Origin of the sequence: Corynebacterium sp. HMSC070E08, assembly GCF_001808895.1 — a bacterium.
Classification (GTDB): Bacteria; Actinomycetota; Actinomycetes; order Mycobacteriales; family Mycobacteriaceae; genus Corynebacterium; species Corynebacterium hiratae.
The window spans coordinates 63,192-80,520 of the sequence record NZ_KV794727.1; the positions used below are offsets into that span (position 1 = coordinate 63,192).

Here is a 17,329-nt window from a genome sequence, read left to right on the forward strand (position 1 = left end):
GTGTACAACTCCTTAAAGTAGGCCGACGGAAAGCGCCGGGATGAAACTTACGATGAGGCCCACGAGAACCAAGAGGAGGAACCCGGGGATGATTGCGACCACTGTTTTTTGTGGTCGAATTTTGGCAACGCCGGAGGCGATAAACAAGTTAACGCCAAGGGGCGGGGTGATGAAGCCGATCGATAGAACGAGAACGACGATGACACCAATTTGAATGGGATCCATTCCTGCCAGTGATAAGACGGGAACAAGAATGGGGCTGATAATTGTGATCGCAGCAATTGTCTCCATGAAGGTGCCGAGCAAAACAAGAATCAGGTTCACGATGATAATGATCACCAGTGGGTTATCTGAAAGGTGACTCAAGGCATTTACGATAGCCTGAGGAGCTTCTTCGATGGTGAGGAAGAGACTAAATACTGCAGCTGCGGCGACAATAATCATCAGGCCGCTGGACGTCAGCGCAGCGGAGTTGAAGGTTTCCATGATGCCGCGGAAGTCCAGTTCCTTGTAGATAACCATGCTGACGAGGACTGCATAGACGACTGCAATGACAGCTGCCTCTGTAGGCGTGAAGATGCCGCCGTAGATTCCTCCGAGAATGATAATTGGTAGGAAGAGGCCTGCCTTTGCGCCGTTTACTTGGTGCAGTCGCTCTCTCAATGTGGACTTCTCGGTACGACCAACGTTGTTCTTCTTGGCGTAGTAGATAGCCCATCCAATAAGCACTACACCCATCAAGATTCCTGGGACGATCGCTGCAAGGAAGAGATCCCCGATACTCGTGCCTGTTACGACGCCGAAGATAACGAGGGGGATGGACGGGGGAATGACAACGCCAATCGTTCCAGCCGAGGCGATGAGAGCCGCGGAGAATTGCTTGGAATACCCTAGCTTGATCATCTCTGGAATCATGATGCCGCCGATTGCAGCTACGGTTGCGGGGCCCGACCCAGAAATCGCAGAGAAGAACATTGCGGTCAAGACCGCTGCAACTCCGACACCACCGGGAATATGCCCCACGAAGGAATTCGCCACATTGAACAGGCGGCGGGAAATGCCGCCCTTACCCATTATTAGGCCGGCAAGAATAAAGAAAGGAACGGCGAGAATCGGGAACGAGTCGTTTGCAGTAGTCAGGTATTGCGCAATCATTCCGTACGAGATACCGGGATTGAACAAGAAGATTGTGAGCAATCCTGCTGCAAGCAGTGAGTACGCAATCGGAATACCTAGGGCAAGTGCTGCGAAAAGCGTTATCAAGAGACAAGCCAGACTCATGATTGTGTCCTTTCGGCAAGTTCTAGCTCAAGGTTGTCATCCAAGAGGGGTGACGTTCCTAGCCAGATTTGGCCACTTGTTTGCAACATGCGGAGGCAACACAGCACGAGGCCGAACGGCAGAGCCGAGTAGACGACCCACATTGGAAGCTGAAGTGCTGCAGACGTTTGTCCGAGTTGAAAGAGGGTAGTCGCAATCTGTATTGCGAAAACAAGGAGGATGATGTTGACAATGAAGCAGGCGATGATTACAAACTGCATGGCAATCTTCTTGACCCCGCCTTTAAGCTTGGACGTCAGCACATCAATTGCAATGTGTTCTCCTCGAAGCGTCACGATTCCCAGGAGCAAGAAATTCATCCAAATGAACATGTATCGAGAAAGCTCCTCGCTCCACGAGAGCGAATTTTGAAGGATGAATCGTGAAAAGACTTGGACAAACAAGAGAATGGTCATGATGCCGAGGATTCCGGCGCCAATGTATTCATCAACGTAAAGCTTGTGGTGGGACGTGCCACGTGTTTCTTCGCTATGCACGGCTGGCCTCCACTGCTTTATTCATATCGTCAATAATTTGGTCTCCAAGCAACCCACGGAGGTATGACTCCGCTGCGGCGGACATGATCTCGCGCATTTGGTCGCGTTCATGGTTCGAGATATCGCGGATTTCCACTCCACCCTCAAGGATGGCGTTCTTCGACTTCTCTTCGTCTTTGATTGCTTCTTCTCGGCAGTATTGCGTGGAAAGCGTGCCTGCTTCCTTGACCAACTCCTGAAGTTCTAAAGGAAGTTCATCGAAGAATTTCTTACTCAAGAGGAGCGGCATGGGGGTGTACACATGGTTGGACATCACCATATACTTTTGAACTTCATAAAACTTTTGGGAGGCGATGAGAGCCAGTGGGTTTTCTTGGGCGTCAATCGTTCCCTGCTGAAGTCCTGTGTACACCTCAGTGAAAGCCATCGGTGTTGCACTGGCACCGGTGGCGTTCCATGCTCGGATCTGCGTCGGGTTCTCCAGTGTTCTAACTTTGAGGCCTTTGAGTCCTTGGGGGAGTTCCAAGTCTTTAACTTTGTGTGTCAGATTCCGGAATCCATTTTCCCAGTAACCCAACCCCACAATTTGAACATCCTCGAGTTCCTTCAGCCGTGCTTGTCCGAATTCACCGTCTAGCACTGTAAATGCTTCGTCCCGGGAATCGAACTTGAACGGCAAATCCCAGACGTTCATGTTCTTGGAAAACGCGGCGAGCGGAGAGGTTGACGGTGCGGTCGCCTGAATGTTGTTGAGCTGGACGGATTCAATGAGCTGTCGGTCTCCGCCGAAAACTCCATTGGGGAAAACCCTTGCGTTGATTCTTCCCTCGCTGCCCTTATTGATGTGATCTGCAAAAAGCATGTAAGCACGATGCGTAAAGTGATCGGTCGTCGTGGCATGAGCAATGACGAGATCGAACTCTGCTTTGGCTGAGGAACCAGCCGCACGCGAACCAGAGCAAGAGCTTAAAGTGCTGGATAGAGCCGCAGCGCCCATGGCTCCTAGGAATCCACGCCTAGAAATCCTTGTGTTTAAGACGCCTTGGGCCTTGGTCGAAATGCGCAACCCTGAACCCTCCTTTCCTTGTCTTGTGAGAGCCAATTAACTGTTTACTGTTAACAGTTAATTGTGGGATACAATACGGAGGTGCTACAACTGAGTCAAGAGTCATAGGAGAAAAAATGATCGTAAGGCAACAATCGCTGGGTGTTCAGGTAGCCGAGTCACTACGCATCGAGATCTTTTCAGGGGCTCTCCCAGAGGGGACCCCACTTACGGAGCCTTGGCTTTCTCGCGAATTTGAGGTGAGCCGGGGGCCGGTACGCGATGCAATTGCAAAGCTTGAAGCCGATGGCTTAATTCAGCAAGATGGGCGAAGCTACAAAGTGAGCGATCGCATTAATGAAGTGGTCAAAGAGCTGTATGAGCTTAGGTTTCTTTTGGAGCGCCGTGCAATTGAGATAGCGCTGGAAAGAGATGCCGACTGGTCCGCGACGACAGAAGCTTTGGATGCTTTTGCCCGGGCAGCGAACAGTAATGACTTGGACAGCGCAAGAGATGCAGACTTTCGATTCCATCAATCGTTCTTATCAGCTTCCGAAGGTCGACTCGCTTTGAGCATGTGGGAAATCTGTGAAAGGAATTTCAAAGCATTGCTCTTGGTCAACCGCGCTCAGGATGACGACATTCAAAATGAGGTCAAGATTCATGAAGAGTTACTCAACTCTGTTGCTGATGGATCGGGCTGGGAAGAGAAATTGCGTGAGCACTTCGAGATTGCCTCACACCGGTTTTCAAATCGGGAGAAGGCACTGTAGCTTACACTGACTTCATCTTGCCAAGAAAATAGTGTTGACGAGTATTCAAGTCACTGTGTGAATGGGCGAAGCTACCCTCACCGGAGTTGGCCCCTGATTTGGTAACTAATGCCAACCATACGAACCGGCGATAACCTTCAGCCCATTCGGTTACAAGAGTTGCCGAGTCCCCTGAATGGCCAATTGAGTCTTTCCTACACAGATCATTGAACGGTTTTGGCCGGTGCCCTATAGGGTTTGTGGGACTCTTCCCTAGCCAGATTGCATGAGCGAGTTTTCACTTGGCCGGGCACGAGCACCTGAACACCCAAGCCACAGGAGCCGTCAAAGATGAACCTGCCGCCCTTTTGCACCAAATCTTTGGCAACTGGGGCAGATTTATCCACCGCCCACCAAGCGCGCACACCGCTCAGCGCCAAGAACCAGACCCTAGCGAAGCGACCCCGCAATAAAACTACGGAAGCGCTCAGCAATCTGCGCAATTTCCTGCCCCGCGAAGTGCCCCGGGGACCACGCCGCCACCAGCGGCACACCGCCCAGAGTCCGTTCACCATCGACCACGTCGAAACCCACCAGCCGTGCCGGCTGCAGCTCCGTCATGAGCGCTACGGCTCGGCCCGAGCGGGCCAAGGCGCTCAAGGTTGCGGTGTCATCGCACTCGACATGCGAGCCCAAGGCACAGCCAGCCGTGCCCACGAAGGAATCCACCACCCCACGGGACACGCTGCGCCGCGAAGGCAGAGCCATCTTTTCTTGCAATAACCTTTTAACCTCCACGCTGGTCGAACCCGCGCACTCCAGCGCCAAGGGGTGCGTCGGCGGCACCCAGGCGCGCACCGGAATCGTGCCCAACGCCAATGAGGCCACGTCATTGCCCGGCGGGATGGTGGCAATCACCACGTCGGCGGAGCCTTCCAGCGCGTCGAAAACGTCGTAGTGCGTAACCGGGGTCGTGGTGAGCAGTGGGATAGTCGAGCCAGCGGCCTCAATAAAGGGAGCGAGAAGCGTCGAAATCGTCGTCGGCGTAGCAGCCACGCGCAGCGCCGGGATACTGCCCGCGCGGAGTGCCTCCACCGCCTGCCCGGCGCGCGCGGATTCGGCGAGCAGGCGGCGGCACGTCGGAATGAGGGCGTGTGCCGCGTCGCTGAGCGCCAGTGCGGAGCCGGCCCGCACGAATAGCTCCAAGTCCAGCTCCTTTTCAAAGCGCCGAAGCTGCCGACTCAGCGCCGGCTGGGTTATTCCAAGGCGCTCCGCGGCGGCAGTCACCGTGCCAGCTTCGGCGACCGCAAGGAAATATTTGGCCTTCACCATGTCCATTCCCTTACTTCTACCACTACCAATGCCTTGAGGGTATGACTTTCCAGCTTTTTCGACATTAGACAACATGACATCACCAAAGAATAATGAGACCACTACCACAACAACCCCAGGGAGGTTTCCATGTCACACGTCGGCGCCGCCATTGCCGAATCCCTCGCCGCGCACAACGTCACCCGCGCTTTCCTCGTGCCCGGCGAAAGCTTCCTGCCCGTGCTCGACGGCCTCTACGATTCCCCCGTGAAGGCCATCGTCACCCGCCACGAAGGCGGTGCCACCTACATGGCCGAAGCCCATGGCAAAGCCACCGGACAGCCCGGCGTCGCCATGGTGACGCGCGGCCCCGGCGCAGCCAACGCCTACGTGGGCATCCACACCGCCTGGCAGGATGCCACCCCGCTCGTTCTCTTCGTTGGCCTTATCCCCATCTCGGATCGTGACCGCGAGTCCTTCCAGGAGTTCGATCCCAAGGCGTGGTTCGGCACCCAGGCCAAGCAGGTCTTTGTCCTCGACGATCCGTCGCGCGCCTCCCGCGTCGTGGCCGAAGCTTTCTTCCAAGCCCAGCAGGGCCGCCCCGGCCCCGTCATCGTGGGCCTGCCGGAGGATATTCTCCACCAGGAGTTCACCGGCAGCATCCACCCACCCATCCCGGTGTCGGAAGGCGCGCTTTCCGACGATCACCTGGACCTCCTCTCCCGCGAGCTGAGCCGCGCAGAGCGACCACTCATTTTTGCCGGCGGTCCGCGCTGGACCCCGGAGGCCGCTGAAAAGATCACTCGCTTCGCCGAAGAGCACCGCATCCCGATCATTCAAGACTTCCGCGCCGCTGACCGTGTACCTTTCGACTCCCCCGCCAACGCCGGCTGGCTCGGCTATGGGCGCGACCCACGCGCGGCGCAACTTTTGGAAGCTGCCTCCCTCGTCATCGAAGTCGGTGCCGTTCTCGGTGATGTTCCTACCGACGGTTACACCTTGCGCCAGTCACCGCAGGAACGCAACATCGCCATCAACCCCGATACCAGCCTGCGAGGCCACTCGGTGGCGCTGGTAGAACACATTGTGGCGAGCCCCGTGGCCTTCGCTCACACCCTGGATCGCCTAAGCGTCGAGGGCAAGGACACACGCGGCGAGTGGTTTGATACCGCGCACGCGAACCACCTCGACTTCGCCACGCTCCCCGACCCCGCGGACTACCGCCCGGGCAAGGAGGGCACCGCCCACATGGAGGCCGTCTTCGCCGCGCTGCATGAGCAGCTGCCGACGGATTCCATCTACACCTTCGGCGCCGGCAACCACTGCATCTGGGCCCAGCAGTTCCTGCGCTCGCAGGTCTATCCCTCGCAGTTCAGCGTGCGCAACGGCTCGATGGGCTATTCCATCCCGGCCGCAGTGGCCACCAAGCTGCAGTTCCCGGAGCGCACCGTTGTCACCGTTGCCGGGGACGGCGAATACCTCATGAACGGTCAGGAGCTGGCTACCGCGCTGCAGTACGGTGCGCCTTTTCTCATCATCGTCATGTCCAACGGCGAGTTCGGAACCATCCGCGATCACCAGAAGAAGCACTTCCCCGACCGCGTTTCCGGCACGCAGCTTGTAAACCCGGATTTCGCGGCGGTTGCCCGCGGCTTCGGTGCCCACGGCGAGCTCATCACTGATGACGCCCAGGTACCGGAGGCCGTGGCCCGCGCCCTGCGCGCCATCGCCGAGGACGGCGTACCAGCGCTTCTCAACGTCATCACCGACCAGGCACATTCCCTGCCTATCCCACCCTCCGCTGTTGTGCACACCAGCGAAACGTCCACCAGCTAAAGGAGGCTCACCATGAGCACGACACATACTCCTCCAACTTCGAACGCCGTACCCGCTAGCCAGCTGAAGGAAGGCGAGCACATTGTGGGCGATGGGGTCGTCGCCAAGCAGCGCCCCGCTGCCTCCACTGCATCGTGGATCATTACGCTCTTCGGCACCGCCGTGGGTGCTGGCATCCTCTTCCTACCGCTGAATGCCGGCGGTTTCGGGTTCTGGCCGCTGGTCTTCGCCACGGTCTTCATTTTCCCGCTGGTGTACTTTTCACACCGCACCTACGCGCGGATTGTTGCGGGCGCGCCCAAAGAGGACCACGGCAAGGACATCCTCGAGTTGGTCTCCCAGTATCTGGGCAAAGGCCAAGGAATCGTCTTCGCGGTGCTGTACTGGATCACGGTCTTTTCCACCGTCCTCATCTACGGTGTCTCCATCACCAACGCGGTGGATAGCTTCATTGTCAACCAGCTGGGTGGCCCGTCGCTCGACCGGTGGCTGCTGGCCATGCTCTGCGTGGGCGTGATGACCGGCGCCTTCGCCATCGGCCGCAAGCCGATGATCTGGCTGGCCCAGGTGCTGGTCTACCCGCTGATTATCGCCCTGGCCGTCACCTCCATCTACCTCATCCCACGCTGGGACCTCCAGAGCTTCATCCATTTCGATGACGGCTCGAATGGCTACGGCGGCATCATCAAGGGCATCTTCCTCATCCTGCCGGTGCTGGTCTTCTCCTTCTCCCACATGGCGGCGCTGTCGCAGTTCGCCATCGACATGCAGCCGCAGTACGGCGAGAAGACCGAGAAGCGCGTTTCCCGCACGGAGTTCTACACCGCTATCCTGCTCGTCGTCTTCACTATGTTCTTCGTGTGGTCCTGCGTCCTCGCACTCGGCGCCGACGGCATGAATGAGGCCCTCGAGCAAAACATCCCGGTGCTCTCCTACTTCGCCAACGTCACTGGCACTCCGTTCATGGCTTACATGGCCCCCATCGTGGTCATCTGCGCCATCGTCTCCTCCTACTTCGGCCACATGCTCGGTACCGAAGAAGGCACGGAGTACCTGTTGAAGAACGCTGCGCCGAAGCTGGCGGAGAAGGTCTCGCACCGCACGCTGCTCAACATCATTTATCTCATCGCCTTCGTGTGCACCACGCTCGTGGCGATCTTTAACCCCTCCATCATTTCCATGATTTCGGTTGTCTCCGGTGTCTTCGTGGCGTTCATCGTCTACCTGGTTCCGGTGTATATGTTCAAGAAACTGGACGTGTACAAGAAATTCCGCAATGACCCGTGGAACTACTTCGTCTTCGGCATGGGCCTGCTGATTATGGCCGTGACCATCTGGGACATGATTTAGAAAGGACGTGATTATGCTTCGTAGTGATCTCTCAAGCTTCCCCGAGTACAAGGTAGGCAAGGATTTCCCCAATGCCTTGAAACTCTCCTCCAATGAGGTCCCCTTCCCGCCTGCCGAGGACATCATTGCCGCGGTTGCCGACGCCGCCCGCACCACCAACCGCTACCAGCAGCCCGGCAGCCTGGAACTCACCAATGCCTTGTGCAATTACCTAGGAGTCCCAGCAGATAATATCTTCGTCTCCGCGGGTTCCACGCCCATCCTGCAGGCCACCATCTTGGCTTCTTGTCAGACCGGCGATGAGGTCATCGTGCCCTGGCGCAGCTTCGAGGCCTACCCCCTCTACGTGCGTATGGCCGGCGCGGAACCGATCCTGGTCCCTCTCACGGAGGATTACCGCGTCGACTTGGAGGCAGTCCTCGCCGCTCTGACGGAGAAGACCAAGCTCATCATCCTGTGCAACCCCAATAACCCGACGGGCACCGTCATCACGCGCGGTGAATTCCGCGCCTTCATGGACCAGGTACCCAAGGACGTCGTCGTGCTGTTGGATGAGGCTTACTGGGAATACAACGACGCACCCGATACCCCGGATTCGGTGGAGGAATACCAGCGCTACCCCAACCTGCTGGGCGTGCGCACCTTCTCCAAGGCCTGGGGTTTGGCCGGCATGCGCGTGGGCTACGCGGTGGCAGGCGAAGAGATCATCAACGCGCTGCGGCTGCTCTCCCTACCGCTGACGGTGACCGCCATGGCAGAAACTGCCGCCGTGGAGGTGCTCAAGCGCCACGACGAGCTTGACGACGCCGTCGAGATCACCAAAGCACAACGCGACCGCGTCTGCGCAGAACTGGGAGCCGAGAAGTCCTATGGCAATTTCGTCTGGCTGCCGCGCCCAGATGCCGAAGAGGTGGAGACGAAAATGCTCGATGAAGGCGTGGTCATCCGCCGCTACCTCGATGAGGGTGTGCGCGTGTCCATCACCGATGAAGCAGAAACCACCCAGTTCTTGGAAGCCTGGCGCCGCGCGGGGATTCAACCTTGGCGGGGCTAGGTGGCCTCCTCCTTTCACCCCCTCAGCCCAAGTGCCCCATAAGCCCATACTGAGACAAATGACATAAAACGCAAGGACCTTGCAATAAGTCACATACAACCCCATAATGGGACGCAACCATACACACTTCAATCATTGGAGGATGAAGCAATGTCCGGATTTCGCGTAGAAAACCCCGCTACCGGTGAGGTTCTCGAGACTTTTGATCACGCTACTGACCAGGAGGTCCTGGCCGCTGTCGACTCCGCGCACGAGGCATTCCTCAGCTGGCGCGAGACCCCGATCGAGGAGCGCGCCAAGGTAGTCACACGCGTTGCCGAGCTCTTCGAAGAGCGCAAGGATGAGCTCGCAGAGATCATCGCTACCGAAATGGGCAAGCCGATCTCCGAGGGCGTCGAGGAGGCTGAGTTCAGCGGCGCTATCTTTAGCTACTACGCCGACAACGGCCCCAAGTTCGCCGCCGACGAGGAAATCCCCGTCGAGATGGACGGCAAGGGCTACATTCAGCGCCGCCCCATCGGCGCTCTGCTGGGCATCATGCCGTGGAACTTCCCCTACTACCAGGTCGCGCGCTTCGCCGCCCCGAATCTGATGCTGGGCAACACCATCGTCTTGAAGCACGCCACCATCTGCCCGCGCTCCGCGCTTGCCATCCAAAAGATCATGGATGATGCCGGTGTTCCCAAGGGCGTCTACACCAACGTCTTCGCTACCCACGAGCAGGCAGAGAAGATCATCGAGCACAAGGAGCTGCGCGGTGTGTCCCTCACCGGCTCCGAGCGCGCTGGTGCTGCGGTGGGCTCTCTGGCTGCGAAGAACCTCAAGAAGGCAGTTCTCGAGCTCGGTGGCTCCGACCCGTACGTCATCCTCGACACCGATGACGTCAAGCAGGCAGCCAAGGACGCGTGGGAGACCCGCATGTACAACACCGGCCAGGCGTGTAACTCCAACAAGCGCCTGATCGTGATGGACGATATCTACGACGAGTTCGTCGCTGAGCTGGTCGAGCTCGCAAAGGCTATGAAGCCTGGTACCCCGCAGGAGGCTTCCGAAACCGTCTACACCCCGTTGTCTTCGCGCAGCGCGGCAGAAAACCTCAAGGATCAGATCGACCGCATCGTGGCCGCCGGCGCCACCCTGCACGTCGGCGGTGAGCTGGCGGATGAGAAGTCTTCCTACTTCAGCCCCGCCGTGCTGACCGATGTCCCGGTTGGCTCTGATGTCTACTACGAAGAACTCTTCGGCCCCGTGGCGACCGTGTTCAAGGTCAGCAGCGACGACGAGGCTCTCGAGCTGGCCAACGACACCCAGTACGGCCTGGGCGGTTGCGTCTTCTCCAAGGACGTCGAGCGCGCTGAGAAGATTGCCCAGCGCCTGGAGGTCGGCATGTCCAACGTCAACACCTACGCGGCGGAGGGCGCCGAGGTCCCCTTCGGTGGTGTGAAGAACTCCGGTTACGGCCGCGAGCTGGGCCCCTACGGCATGGATGAGTTTGTCAACAAGCGCACCTACTTCGTGGCCAACTAAGGAGATCCCATGACGTCACTAGGAAACTTCGTTCTCGAGGTCCACACCGCGCTTTTCGACGGCCACGATACCTCCGTCCTGGACAAGCACTTCGCCGACAACTTCGTGGAGCACTCTCCCCTCATCGCTAATGATGCAGAAGGTCTCAAGAAGTTTGTCACGGATCTGGGCGAGGGTCTGAAGTACACCAACGCCCGGGTGATTGCCGACGAAGCCAACGGCCTCGTCGCTTTACATGGTCGCTTCGACGGCATCGAGGATGAGCCGTTCGTTGGTTTCGATATCTACCGCGTCGAGGGCGACAAGATTGTCGAGCACTGGGACAACCTCGTTCCCCTTGCGGAACCGAACGCAAGCGGCCGCACGCAGCTCGATGGCGCTACCGAGATCGGTGATGAGAGCCTCACCGAGCAGAACCGAGAGTTCGTCATCGAGTTCTTCACCCGCTCTCTCATCGGCGGTGACTACTCCGGTTTCATCGACAACACCCGCGATGATCAATTTGCCCAGCATTCCCCTGATATCGCCGACGGCGCCCAAAACTGCGTCGATTTCCTCACCAAGCTGCAGGAAGATGGCGAAGGTCTGGAGTATGAGCGCATCCACCGCACAGTTGCACAAGGACAGTTCGTTCTGACCCATTCCGAAGGCAGCATCGCTGGTGCGCGCCATTCCTATTGCGAGCTGTGGCGCGTCGAGGACGGCAAGCTCGTCGAAATGTGGGATGCCATTTCTGAGGTCCCCTCCGATGACGAGGCGCTTCATAAGCACGGCATCTTCTAGGCCATAACCTAGGTTGCAAACCTAGGCCGCACGCCGAAAGGCTGGGCCGCTCCTTGATACGGGGAGCAGCCCAGCCTTTTCGTGTTTTCGGCGCGATCTGGAACCAGGTCCGGGCCGAAACTGCCCGTTCTGCCAAAACCCTCGCTCCTGACTCAAGATCTGGCCCGAACTTTGGCAACTAGGCGAGTTCGTCGCGTCTAAAAGTGCCGCATCTAAAGCTGGCTCTAAGCCCAGCCTGCCGGCACCAACCCGAGGATGGAAATGATCGAGTAGATGAAGGCCAAGACATAAACCACGATGATGGTTCCTTGGATTACCGGGTGTGCGAGTCCGCCCACGTTCCAGCCCGGGTCGCGGTCGCCCTTCTTACGGGAGGCGTGCAGCAGCATCACCGGGATGACGGACATGATGGCGCCTGCGAAGCCACCGGCATAGGACAATGCCGCAACGAAACCGCCGAGGCCAGCAATGGAAATCACCAATGGCGGAACAACCGTCAGCGCCACTGCCACGATGCGCTGTCCCTTCACGCCTTCCCAGTGGAAGATGTCGAGGACGTTGCGCATGGTGGTAAAACCAATCGCCAAGAACGACGTCAGCATGGCCGCCAGCGCAAAGATATTGGCCAAGTAGTAGGCCACCGGCCCCAGTGCCTCACCCCAGGCAATGGTCACCACCTCGGTGACCTCCATGCCAAGCAGACCAAGGGCGGCAAAAGGAACCAACGCCAAGGTAAAGCCCGTCACCACCATGCCGAGCACAATTGCCCGCGCGGTCTGCTGTGGCTTGGCTGGGTCCATGCCCTGCACCAGTTCCGGAACCACGTACTGCGCTAGGAAGGAGAAAACCGCGAGGTTCAGAATCGGGACGATGAAGAAGGGATGAAGAACCAGTAGGTTCTCAGCCTTGATACCCGGTCCCAGGATTGTCCATCCACACAGCACCGCGATAATGATCGCCATACCGGCAGTGATGGCTCCCTCAGCTGCACCCGTGGTGTGCAGGCCGCGGTACATCACCCACGAACCGAAGCCGAAGAAGATCAGTGTGCCGAGTAGCGGCGGCAACCCGAAGATGTTGTTGATCAAGTCACCCGAACCAGCAGCATAGGCAATCAGCGCACCGATGCCGTTGACGATGATGGCCACGAAAACCAACCAGCGGCCCCACTGCCCCAGGTAATGCTCCGCCAATCCGGAAACCTGCAGCGGCGCCTTGGTGCGCATGGCTGTCTCCGCCACGTACAGCATGGAAATGGTCGTGAGGGTACCTGCTATCAGCAGAGCAATAACGAGTGCGAGGAACCCTCCGTTGCGGGCGGCATAAGGAATAGAGAGGACTCCAGCACCGATGTTGGTGCCGAAGATAAGGGCGATGCCCTGCACGAAGGACAGCGCGGGTTTGAACTCCGCCGTGGACTCATCCTTCTGCGACACAGAAATGTTGTTGGACAAAAACTTCTCCGATAACTAAGGACTAATAAAACAGGAGCTCACCCGGAAAGAACCGGGTGAGCGAAAGAGTGAGCTACTTGTACTCGTTGAACTGCTTGACGACGACCTGCAGCGCCTCACGCCACAAGTCTTCCGGGATGGCCAGGGAGGGCAGGAAGCGGATGACGTTGTGGTCGAGGCCGCAGGTGAGGATGAGCACGCCCTCAGCCTTGGCGGCGTTGGCAATCTTGTGCACCAGCTCGGAATCCGGTTCACCCTCAGCGGTGACGAATTCGAGGGCGAGCATGGCGCCGCGGCCGCGGAACTCTGCTACGCGCTCATCGCCCAGGATGGGCTCCAGCTCCTCGCGGGCAATCTTCTCCAGGTTCTGGGCACGTGCCCCGAAGTCCTTCTCCTCGAATTCCTTGAAGGTTGCCAGCGCAGCAGCACAAGCCACCGGGTTACCCGTGTAGGTACCGCCCAGGCCCCCCGGCTGCGGAGCATCCATGATTTCTGCACGGCCGGTCACTGCGGACAGCGGCATGCCGGAGGCAATGCCCTTCGCGATGGTCACCATGTCCGGAACGATGCCCTCATGATCGGAGGCGAACCAGGTACCGGTGCGCATCATGCCTGCCTGGATCTCGTCGACGATGAAGACCACGTCGTTGTCGTTGCACCACTTCTGGATTGCTGCGAGGTAGCCCTCCGCCGGAACGACGAAGCCGCCCTCGCCCTGGATCGGCTCAGCGACAACGCAGGCCAGGTTGGCTGCGCCGACTTCCTGCTCAATCATGGTGATGGTCTTCTTGGCAGCTTCGGCGCCGCTCAGGCCGTCACGCAGCGGGTAGGACATCGGTGCACGGTAAATCTCCGGTGCGAAGGGACCGAAGCCATTCTTGTAGGGCGACTGCTTGGCGGTCATCGCCATGGTCAGGTTGGTGCGTCCATGGAAGGCGCGGTCCATGACGACAACGCCGCGCTTGCCGGTGTAGTTACGGGCAATCTTCACGGCATTCTCGACGGCCTCCGCACCGGAGTTGAACAGCGCGGTCTTCTTCGGGTGATCGCCCGGGGTGACCTCGTTGAGCTTTTCTGCCACGGCCACGTAGGACTCGTACGGGGAAATGGTGAAGGAGGTGTGGGTGAAGTGTGCAACAGCTTCCTGCACCGCAGCCACGACGGCCGGGTTCGAGGCACCAGCGGAAGTCACGGCGATGCCGGAAGCGAGATCGATGAAGCGGTTGCCGTCGGCGTCGGCAAGAATGCCGCCATCGGCATCCACCACGTAGCCCGGAAGCGAGGGCGCCATACCCGCGGGGAGGGCATTCTTACGACGCTCATCCAAGGCGGCACTCTTCGGGCCCGGGACCTGCTGGCCCAGGTGGCGGGACTGCTCAATGTGGTACTGAAGTTCCTGCATGGTCTTCCTTTTGTGTTCGGATGAATAGGATGCCACTTAGTGTGGCCCCTACCACCCTGACACCACTATGGACAGGGTGTATAAATTTTCTGCCCACAGCTGTGTACTCTGTCCACCATGCGTGAGATTTCCTTCCGCTGGCTTCTCAACCAGCGCTCATTGAACCTGCGAAGCATCGTCGCCGGCAGCGCTTCATTCAGCACCATCCACGCCTCCGAGCTCGCAGACCCCACCGAGTTCACCTCCCCCGGCGCGCTCATGCTCACTCTGGGGCTCGTTTTCCGCGACGACCCGGAAGGCTTCGAGCACTATGCCGCCGCCCTCGCTGCAGCCGGGGTACACGGCATTGGTTTCGGCACCGGGCTTGCCTTCGATGAGGTCCCCACAGAACTTATCCACGTCTGCTCCCAGCACCACCTCACCCTTTTTGAGATCCCGCGCGCCACCCGCTTCGTGTCCATCACCACGGCCGTGGCTCAAGAACAGGCCCGCTTGGACAACAACGCGCACTTTGCACTCCACCGCCAGCAGGAGCGCCTCAACCAGGCGGCGGCCACGAGCATCGGCGCACTCATCGCACAGGCAGGCAAGGAACTCGGCGCCGCGGTAGCGGTAGCCAGTTCCTCCGGAGCGGTGGTCAGCCGCAGCGATCGAGGCCGGCTCAGTGCGGCCGACGCCGCGGTGGAGGCCGCGGAGCAGGCTGGGCGGGGTACGGGGACGTCGACAAGCACGGGCGCCACCATCACCAGCACCTTCGGCTCCGCGGGCCGGCGTTGGGCCGTCGCCGCCAGGCGCTCGGAGAAGTTCGATTCTTATTCGCGCGCGCTCATCCGGCATCTTTCGGGTCTGGCCAGCCTGCTGCTTGATCACCCCGATGGCAATAACCACGCTATTCTCGGGGCGCTAGCGCTTGATGCCCAGCTCGCCGGCGTTGACTCCCCCGCCCTGCACGCGGCCTTTCACTTGATTGATAGCCACGACCTCGTGGACATCCTCTACCTCACAGCCTCGACCTCCTCACGCCTCGCGCGCACAGTGAGTGAGATCGGCAAGGCCGAGCCGCACAGCTTCGTCCGCCCAGAACAGGATTCTGCACTTCTCATGCTTCCTCCGGGAACCGCAACCTCACACCTGTTCAAGAAACAGTCGCGCTACCTTCGCGTCTCCGCCCTTCGGGGTGTTGCGTGGCAGGAGCTGAACCCAGCACTGCTGTCTTCTCTTCAAAGCCATGCGCGCAGCCTGCCCCTTGGCACCGTAGCGGCCTTTGATTCTGCTGCGCCTACCTGGCTGGCAGAACCCGGCGTCTCGGAGGCCCTCGGCGCCCGGCGCGCGGCCACGGTCAGCCGCTTGGCCGCCCACGATGCGCAGCACAACACCGAGCTACTCGCCACCTTGCGCGCCTTCCTCGTGGGCAACGCCAACTTGGCCACCGCTGCGGCGGAGCTGGGCGTTCACCGCCACACGGTGCGCGCCCGGCTAGACAAGGTAGAAAACCTCTGCGGGGTGGACCTGAGCAATCCCGTCACCCGTGCGGAACTCCTCCTACTCAGCATCGACTCTTAGAGCTTCAGTCCGTAACGCTCACTCCGAGAATCAGTAGCTCCGCCGCCACGAGCGGGTCCTTGAGGTCCACCTCGAGGAGATCCTCCAAGTCCGCGATGCGCTTGCGCACGGTGTGCCGGTGTGATTGAAGCTCCTCAGCGGTTCGGCTCACATGCCCGCCCGCACGCAGGTAGACCTCCAGGGTTTCCGCCAACTCGGTGCCGTGCTCCGCGTCGTGAGCGCGCACCTTGCCCCAGGTTTCTTCGGCCCGGTTGTGCACCGCGCCCTTGACCCTGGGATCCCTAGTCCAGCTCAACGTCCGCGATTCTGGCCCCGCCAACATCCCGGGCTGAAGCCCGAAAGCGAAGGACTCTAGTTCGCGGACAATGCCCACGCCCAGCTCGGCCCACGGCATGGGCTGGCCCACGACGATGCGCTTGCTACCGCGGATATCGCGCAACAAGTCCTGCAGGTTCTTCATTGTGCGGCTTCCTCTGAAAAGCAGGAGGCTAGAGGATTTATCCAGCGTGTATTCGAAAAGCAAGCGCCCGTGATCCTGCAGGCGGGCGTCCAGGGCGTGGAGGAAGCGCTGGTGGGCGCGCTCGCCCTCCGATTTCACCAAGACCGGACGCACGCGGCCCTGTGCATCGCCCACGAGCCGGAAGATGCGGCGCATGGGATCCTCCGGCTGGTCCATACCCAACTGAATGGCCATCGCCATGGAGTTGAGTTCGTTTTGGGTGCGCCGTAATTCCTGCGGGCGCTTCACGGTAAGCTCCGCCAGGCCGGCGGCCTGCTTGAGCAGCGCGCGCTCGTTCACACCGAAACTCTCCCGCGCCACCGCCAGCAGCCCGAAGGAGCGCGCACCGTGATCGGCCAAGCGCTGGGCCAAGACATTCCACCCGCCCACGCGGCGCGCGGCATAGAAGTTCTGGGCGCGGGTATCCGTGATTACCGGGCCCCACTCCACCGGCGGGAGCCCGGGGTGGCTCGACTGCGCGAAAACCCGCCCATCCTTATCCACTAGGCAGGTATGCGCGCCCAGCAGGCGGCTGGTTTTATCCACGAGGGCGTCGAGGCCGGACACGGCGGCGTCGTTGAGCGCGCCCTGCTGAGCAATGAAGAGCTCCAAGCCTTCCTCCCGCTGGCGCTGCAACTCGTCGTGCAAACGCGCGAGCACCGAGACGAAAGGCACGCGCCGCGCCACCGTGAAGAGTGAAATATCGCAGCCCCGGGCGGCCTCCACCATGCCGGGTGGGACCTCAGCGAAGGCTAAACCAACGCCGAAGCCCACCCCCGTCACTCCCCCCTCTGCCACCCTGCGAACGTACTCCACTAGCTGATCGGGTTGCCCCTCAAAGGCCATACCAGTGAGCAGGATGACGGCCCCCGAGCCCACAAACTCGCGGGGATCGCGCAGTTCACAGGGGTGCATAACGGAAAACTGCCGCCCGCA

General features: G+C 59.7%; 14 protein-coding genes. 7 read left to right on the forward strand and 7 right to left on the reverse strand.

The window, feature by feature from the left end; genetic code table 11:
* Positions 1 to 12: 12 nt before the first annotated feature.
* From HMPREF2526_RS00795 to HMPREF2526_RS00805, 3 genes are read right to left on the reverse strand one after another with little or no spacing between them, the layout of a single operon-like run.
* Complete coding sequence (locus HMPREF2526_RS00795; protein WP_070512267.1) at positions 13 to 1,281, reverse strand: TRAP transporter large permease; 1,269 nt, start codon at positions 1,279 to 1,281, stop codon at positions 13 to 15.
* Positions 1,278 to 1,817 (reverse strand): TRAP transporter small permease, encoded by a 540-nt coding sequence (locus HMPREF2526_RS00800; protein ID WP_070512270.1) that lies wholly within the window; start codon positions 1,815 to 1,817, stop codon positions 1,278 to 1,280. The genes HMPREF2526_RS00795 and HMPREF2526_RS00800 overlap by 4 nt, the downstream gene beginning before the upstream one ends.
* Positions 1,810 to 2,814, reverse strand: a complete 1,005-nt coding sequence (locus HMPREF2526_RS00805; protein WP_070512275.1) for a TRAP transporter substrate-binding protein — start codon at positions 2,812 to 2,814, stop codon at positions 1,810 to 1,812. Before HMPREF2526_RS00805 ends, HMPREF2526_RS00800 begins: the two co-directional genes overlap by 8 nt.
* A 185-nt stretch (positions 2,815 to 2,999) precedes the next feature.
* Between HMPREF2526_RS00805 and HMPREF2526_RS00810 the strand changes: the two genes are divergently transcribed.
* Positions 3,000 to 3,635 (forward strand): GntR family transcriptional regulator, encoded by a 636-nt coding sequence (locus tag HMPREF2526_RS00810; protein ID WP_070512278.1) that lies wholly within the window; start codon positions 3,000 to 3,002, stop codon positions 3,633 to 3,635.
* Between the two features lie 429 nt (positions 3,636 to 4,064).
* Here the strand turns inward: HMPREF2526_RS00810 and HMPREF2526_RS00815 are convergent, their stop codons facing one another.
* Entirely contained in the window at positions 4,065 to 4,946 is an 882-nt protein-coding gene (locus tag HMPREF2526_RS00815) for a LysR family transcriptional regulator (protein WP_246819835.1), read from the reverse strand.
* A 129-nt stretch (positions 4,947 to 5,075) separates the two neighbouring features.
* On the opposite strand from HMPREF2526_RS00815, the gene HMPREF2526_RS00820 reads away from it, so the two are divergent.
* The 5 genes from HMPREF2526_RS00820 to HMPREF2526_RS00840 all read left to right on the forward strand — a co-directional run bounded on the left by HMPREF2526_RS00820 (position 5,076) and on the right by HMPREF2526_RS00840 (position 11,475).
* Positions 5,076 to 6,761, forward strand: coding sequence for a thiamine pyrophosphate-dependent enzyme (locus HMPREF2526_RS00820; RefSeq protein WP_070545226.1), 1,686 nt, complete (start codon positions 5,076 to 5,078; stop codon positions 6,759 to 6,761).
* A gap of 12 nt (positions 6,762 to 6,773) precedes the next feature.
* Positions 6,774 to 8,111: an aromatic amino acid transport family protein gene (locus HMPREF2526_RS00825; protein ID WP_070545229.1), complete on the forward strand. Its 1,338-nt coding sequence runs from the start codon at positions 6,774 to 6,776 to the stop codon at positions 8,109 to 8,111.
* Positions 8,112 to 8,124: 13 nt separating this feature from the next.
* On the forward strand, positions 8,125 to 9,165 hold the full coding sequence (locus HMPREF2526_RS00830) for a histidinol-phosphate transaminase (protein ID WP_070545231.1): 1,041 nt from the start codon (positions 8,125 to 8,127) through the stop codon (positions 9,163 to 9,165).
* Between the two features lie 150 nt (positions 9,166 to 9,315).
* Positions 9,316 to 10,692 (forward strand): NAD-dependent succinate-semialdehyde dehydrogenase, encoded by a 1,377-nt coding sequence (locus HMPREF2526_RS00835; RefSeq protein WP_049156035.1) that lies wholly within the window; start codon positions 9,316 to 9,318, stop codon positions 10,690 to 10,692.
* Positions 10,693 to 10,701: 9 nt separating this feature from the next.
* Positions 10,702 to 11,475: a nuclear transport factor 2 family protein gene (locus HMPREF2526_RS00840; protein WP_070517824.1), complete on the forward strand. Its 774-nt coding sequence runs from the start codon at positions 10,702 to 10,704 to the stop codon at positions 11,473 to 11,475.
* A 224-nt stretch (positions 11,476 to 11,699) separates the two neighbouring features.
* Here HMPREF2526_RS00840 and HMPREF2526_RS00845 read toward each other — a convergent pair whose 3' ends face one another.
* Together HMPREF2526_RS00845 and gabT are read right to left on the reverse strand one after the other, a co-directional pair.
* Positions 11,700 to 12,929 carry an aromatic amino acid transport family protein gene (locus HMPREF2526_RS00845; RefSeq protein WP_070545232.1) on the reverse strand — a complete coding sequence of 410 codons (1,230 nt, stop codon included), beginning with the start codon at positions 12,927 to 12,929 and terminating at the stop codon, positions 11,700 to 11,702.
* A gap of 73 nt (positions 12,930 to 13,002) precedes the next feature.
* A complete protein-coding gene (gene gabT / locus HMPREF2526_RS00850; protein WP_070545235.1) occupies positions 13,003 to 14,331 on the reverse strand; it encodes a 4-aminobutyrate--2-oxoglutarate transaminase in 1,329 nt (442 codons plus the stop codon).
* A gap of 117 nt (positions 14,332 to 14,448) precedes the next feature.
* Here gabT and HMPREF2526_RS00855 point away from each other — a divergent pair, with 117 nt between their 5' ends.
* On the forward strand, positions 14,449 to 15,894 hold the full coding sequence (locus HMPREF2526_RS00855) for a PucR family transcriptional regulator (protein ID WP_070545237.1): 1,446 nt from the start codon (positions 14,449 to 14,451) through the stop codon (positions 15,892 to 15,894).
* Positions 15,895 to 15,898: 4 nt separating this feature from the next.
* Here HMPREF2526_RS00855 and HMPREF2526_RS00860 read toward each other — a convergent pair whose 3' ends face one another.
* Entirely contained in the window at positions 15,899 to 17,308 is a 1,410-nt protein-coding gene (locus HMPREF2526_RS00860; protein WP_070545239.1) for a helix-turn-helix domain-containing protein, read from the reverse strand.
* Positions 17,309 to 17,329 lie beyond the last annotated feature (21 nt).

Bases quoted from the DNA above. Each gene is read 5' to 3' on its own strand.
- HMPREF2526_RS00795 (WP_070512267.1), bottom strand. From the start codon at position 1,281: ATGAGTCTGGCTTGTCTCTTGATAACGCTTTTCGCAGCACTTGCCCTA.
- HMPREF2526_RS00805 (WP_070512275.1), bottom strand. From the start codon at position 2,814: ATGGGCGCTGCGGCTCTATCCAGCACTTTAAGCTCTTGCTCTGGTTCG.
- HMPREF2526_RS00810 (WP_070512278.1), top strand. From the start codon at position 3,000: ATGATCGTAAGGCAACAATCGCTGGGTGTTCAGGTAGCCGAGTCACTA.
- HMPREF2526_RS00815 (WP_246819835.1), bottom strand. From the start codon at position 4,946: ATGGTGAAGGCCAAATATTTCCTTGCGGTCGCCGAAGCTGGCACGGTG.
- HMPREF2526_RS00820 (WP_070545226.1), top strand. From the start codon at position 5,076: ATGTCACACGTCGGCGCCGCCATTGCCGAATCCCTCGCCGCGCACAAC.
- HMPREF2526_RS00825 (WP_070545229.1), top strand. From the start codon at position 6,774: ATGAGCACGACACATACTCCTCCAACTTCGAACGCCGTACCCGCTAGC.
- HMPREF2526_RS00830 (WP_070545231.1), top strand. From the start codon at position 8,125: ATGCTTCGTAGTGATCTCTCAAGCTTCCCCGAGTACAAGGTAGGCAAG.
- HMPREF2526_RS00835 (WP_049156035.1), top strand. From the start codon at position 9,316: ATGTCCGGATTTCGCGTAGAAAACCCCGCTACCGGTGAGGTTCTCGAG.
- HMPREF2526_RS00840 (WP_070517824.1), top strand. From the start codon at position 10,702: ATGACGTCACTAGGAAACTTCGTTCTCGAGGTCCACACCGCGCTTTTC.
- gabT (WP_070545235.1), bottom strand. From the start codon at position 14,331: ATGCAGGAACTTCAGTACCACATTGAGCAGTCCCGCCACCTGGGCCAG.
- HMPREF2526_RS00855 (WP_070545237.1), top strand. From the start codon at position 14,449: ATGCGTGAGATTTCCTTCCGCTGGCTTCTCAACCAGCGCTCATTGAAC.
- HMPREF2526_RS00860 (WP_070545239.1), bottom strand. From the start codon at position 17,308: ATGCACCCCTGTGAACTGCGCGATCCCCGCGAGTTTGTGGGCTCGGGG.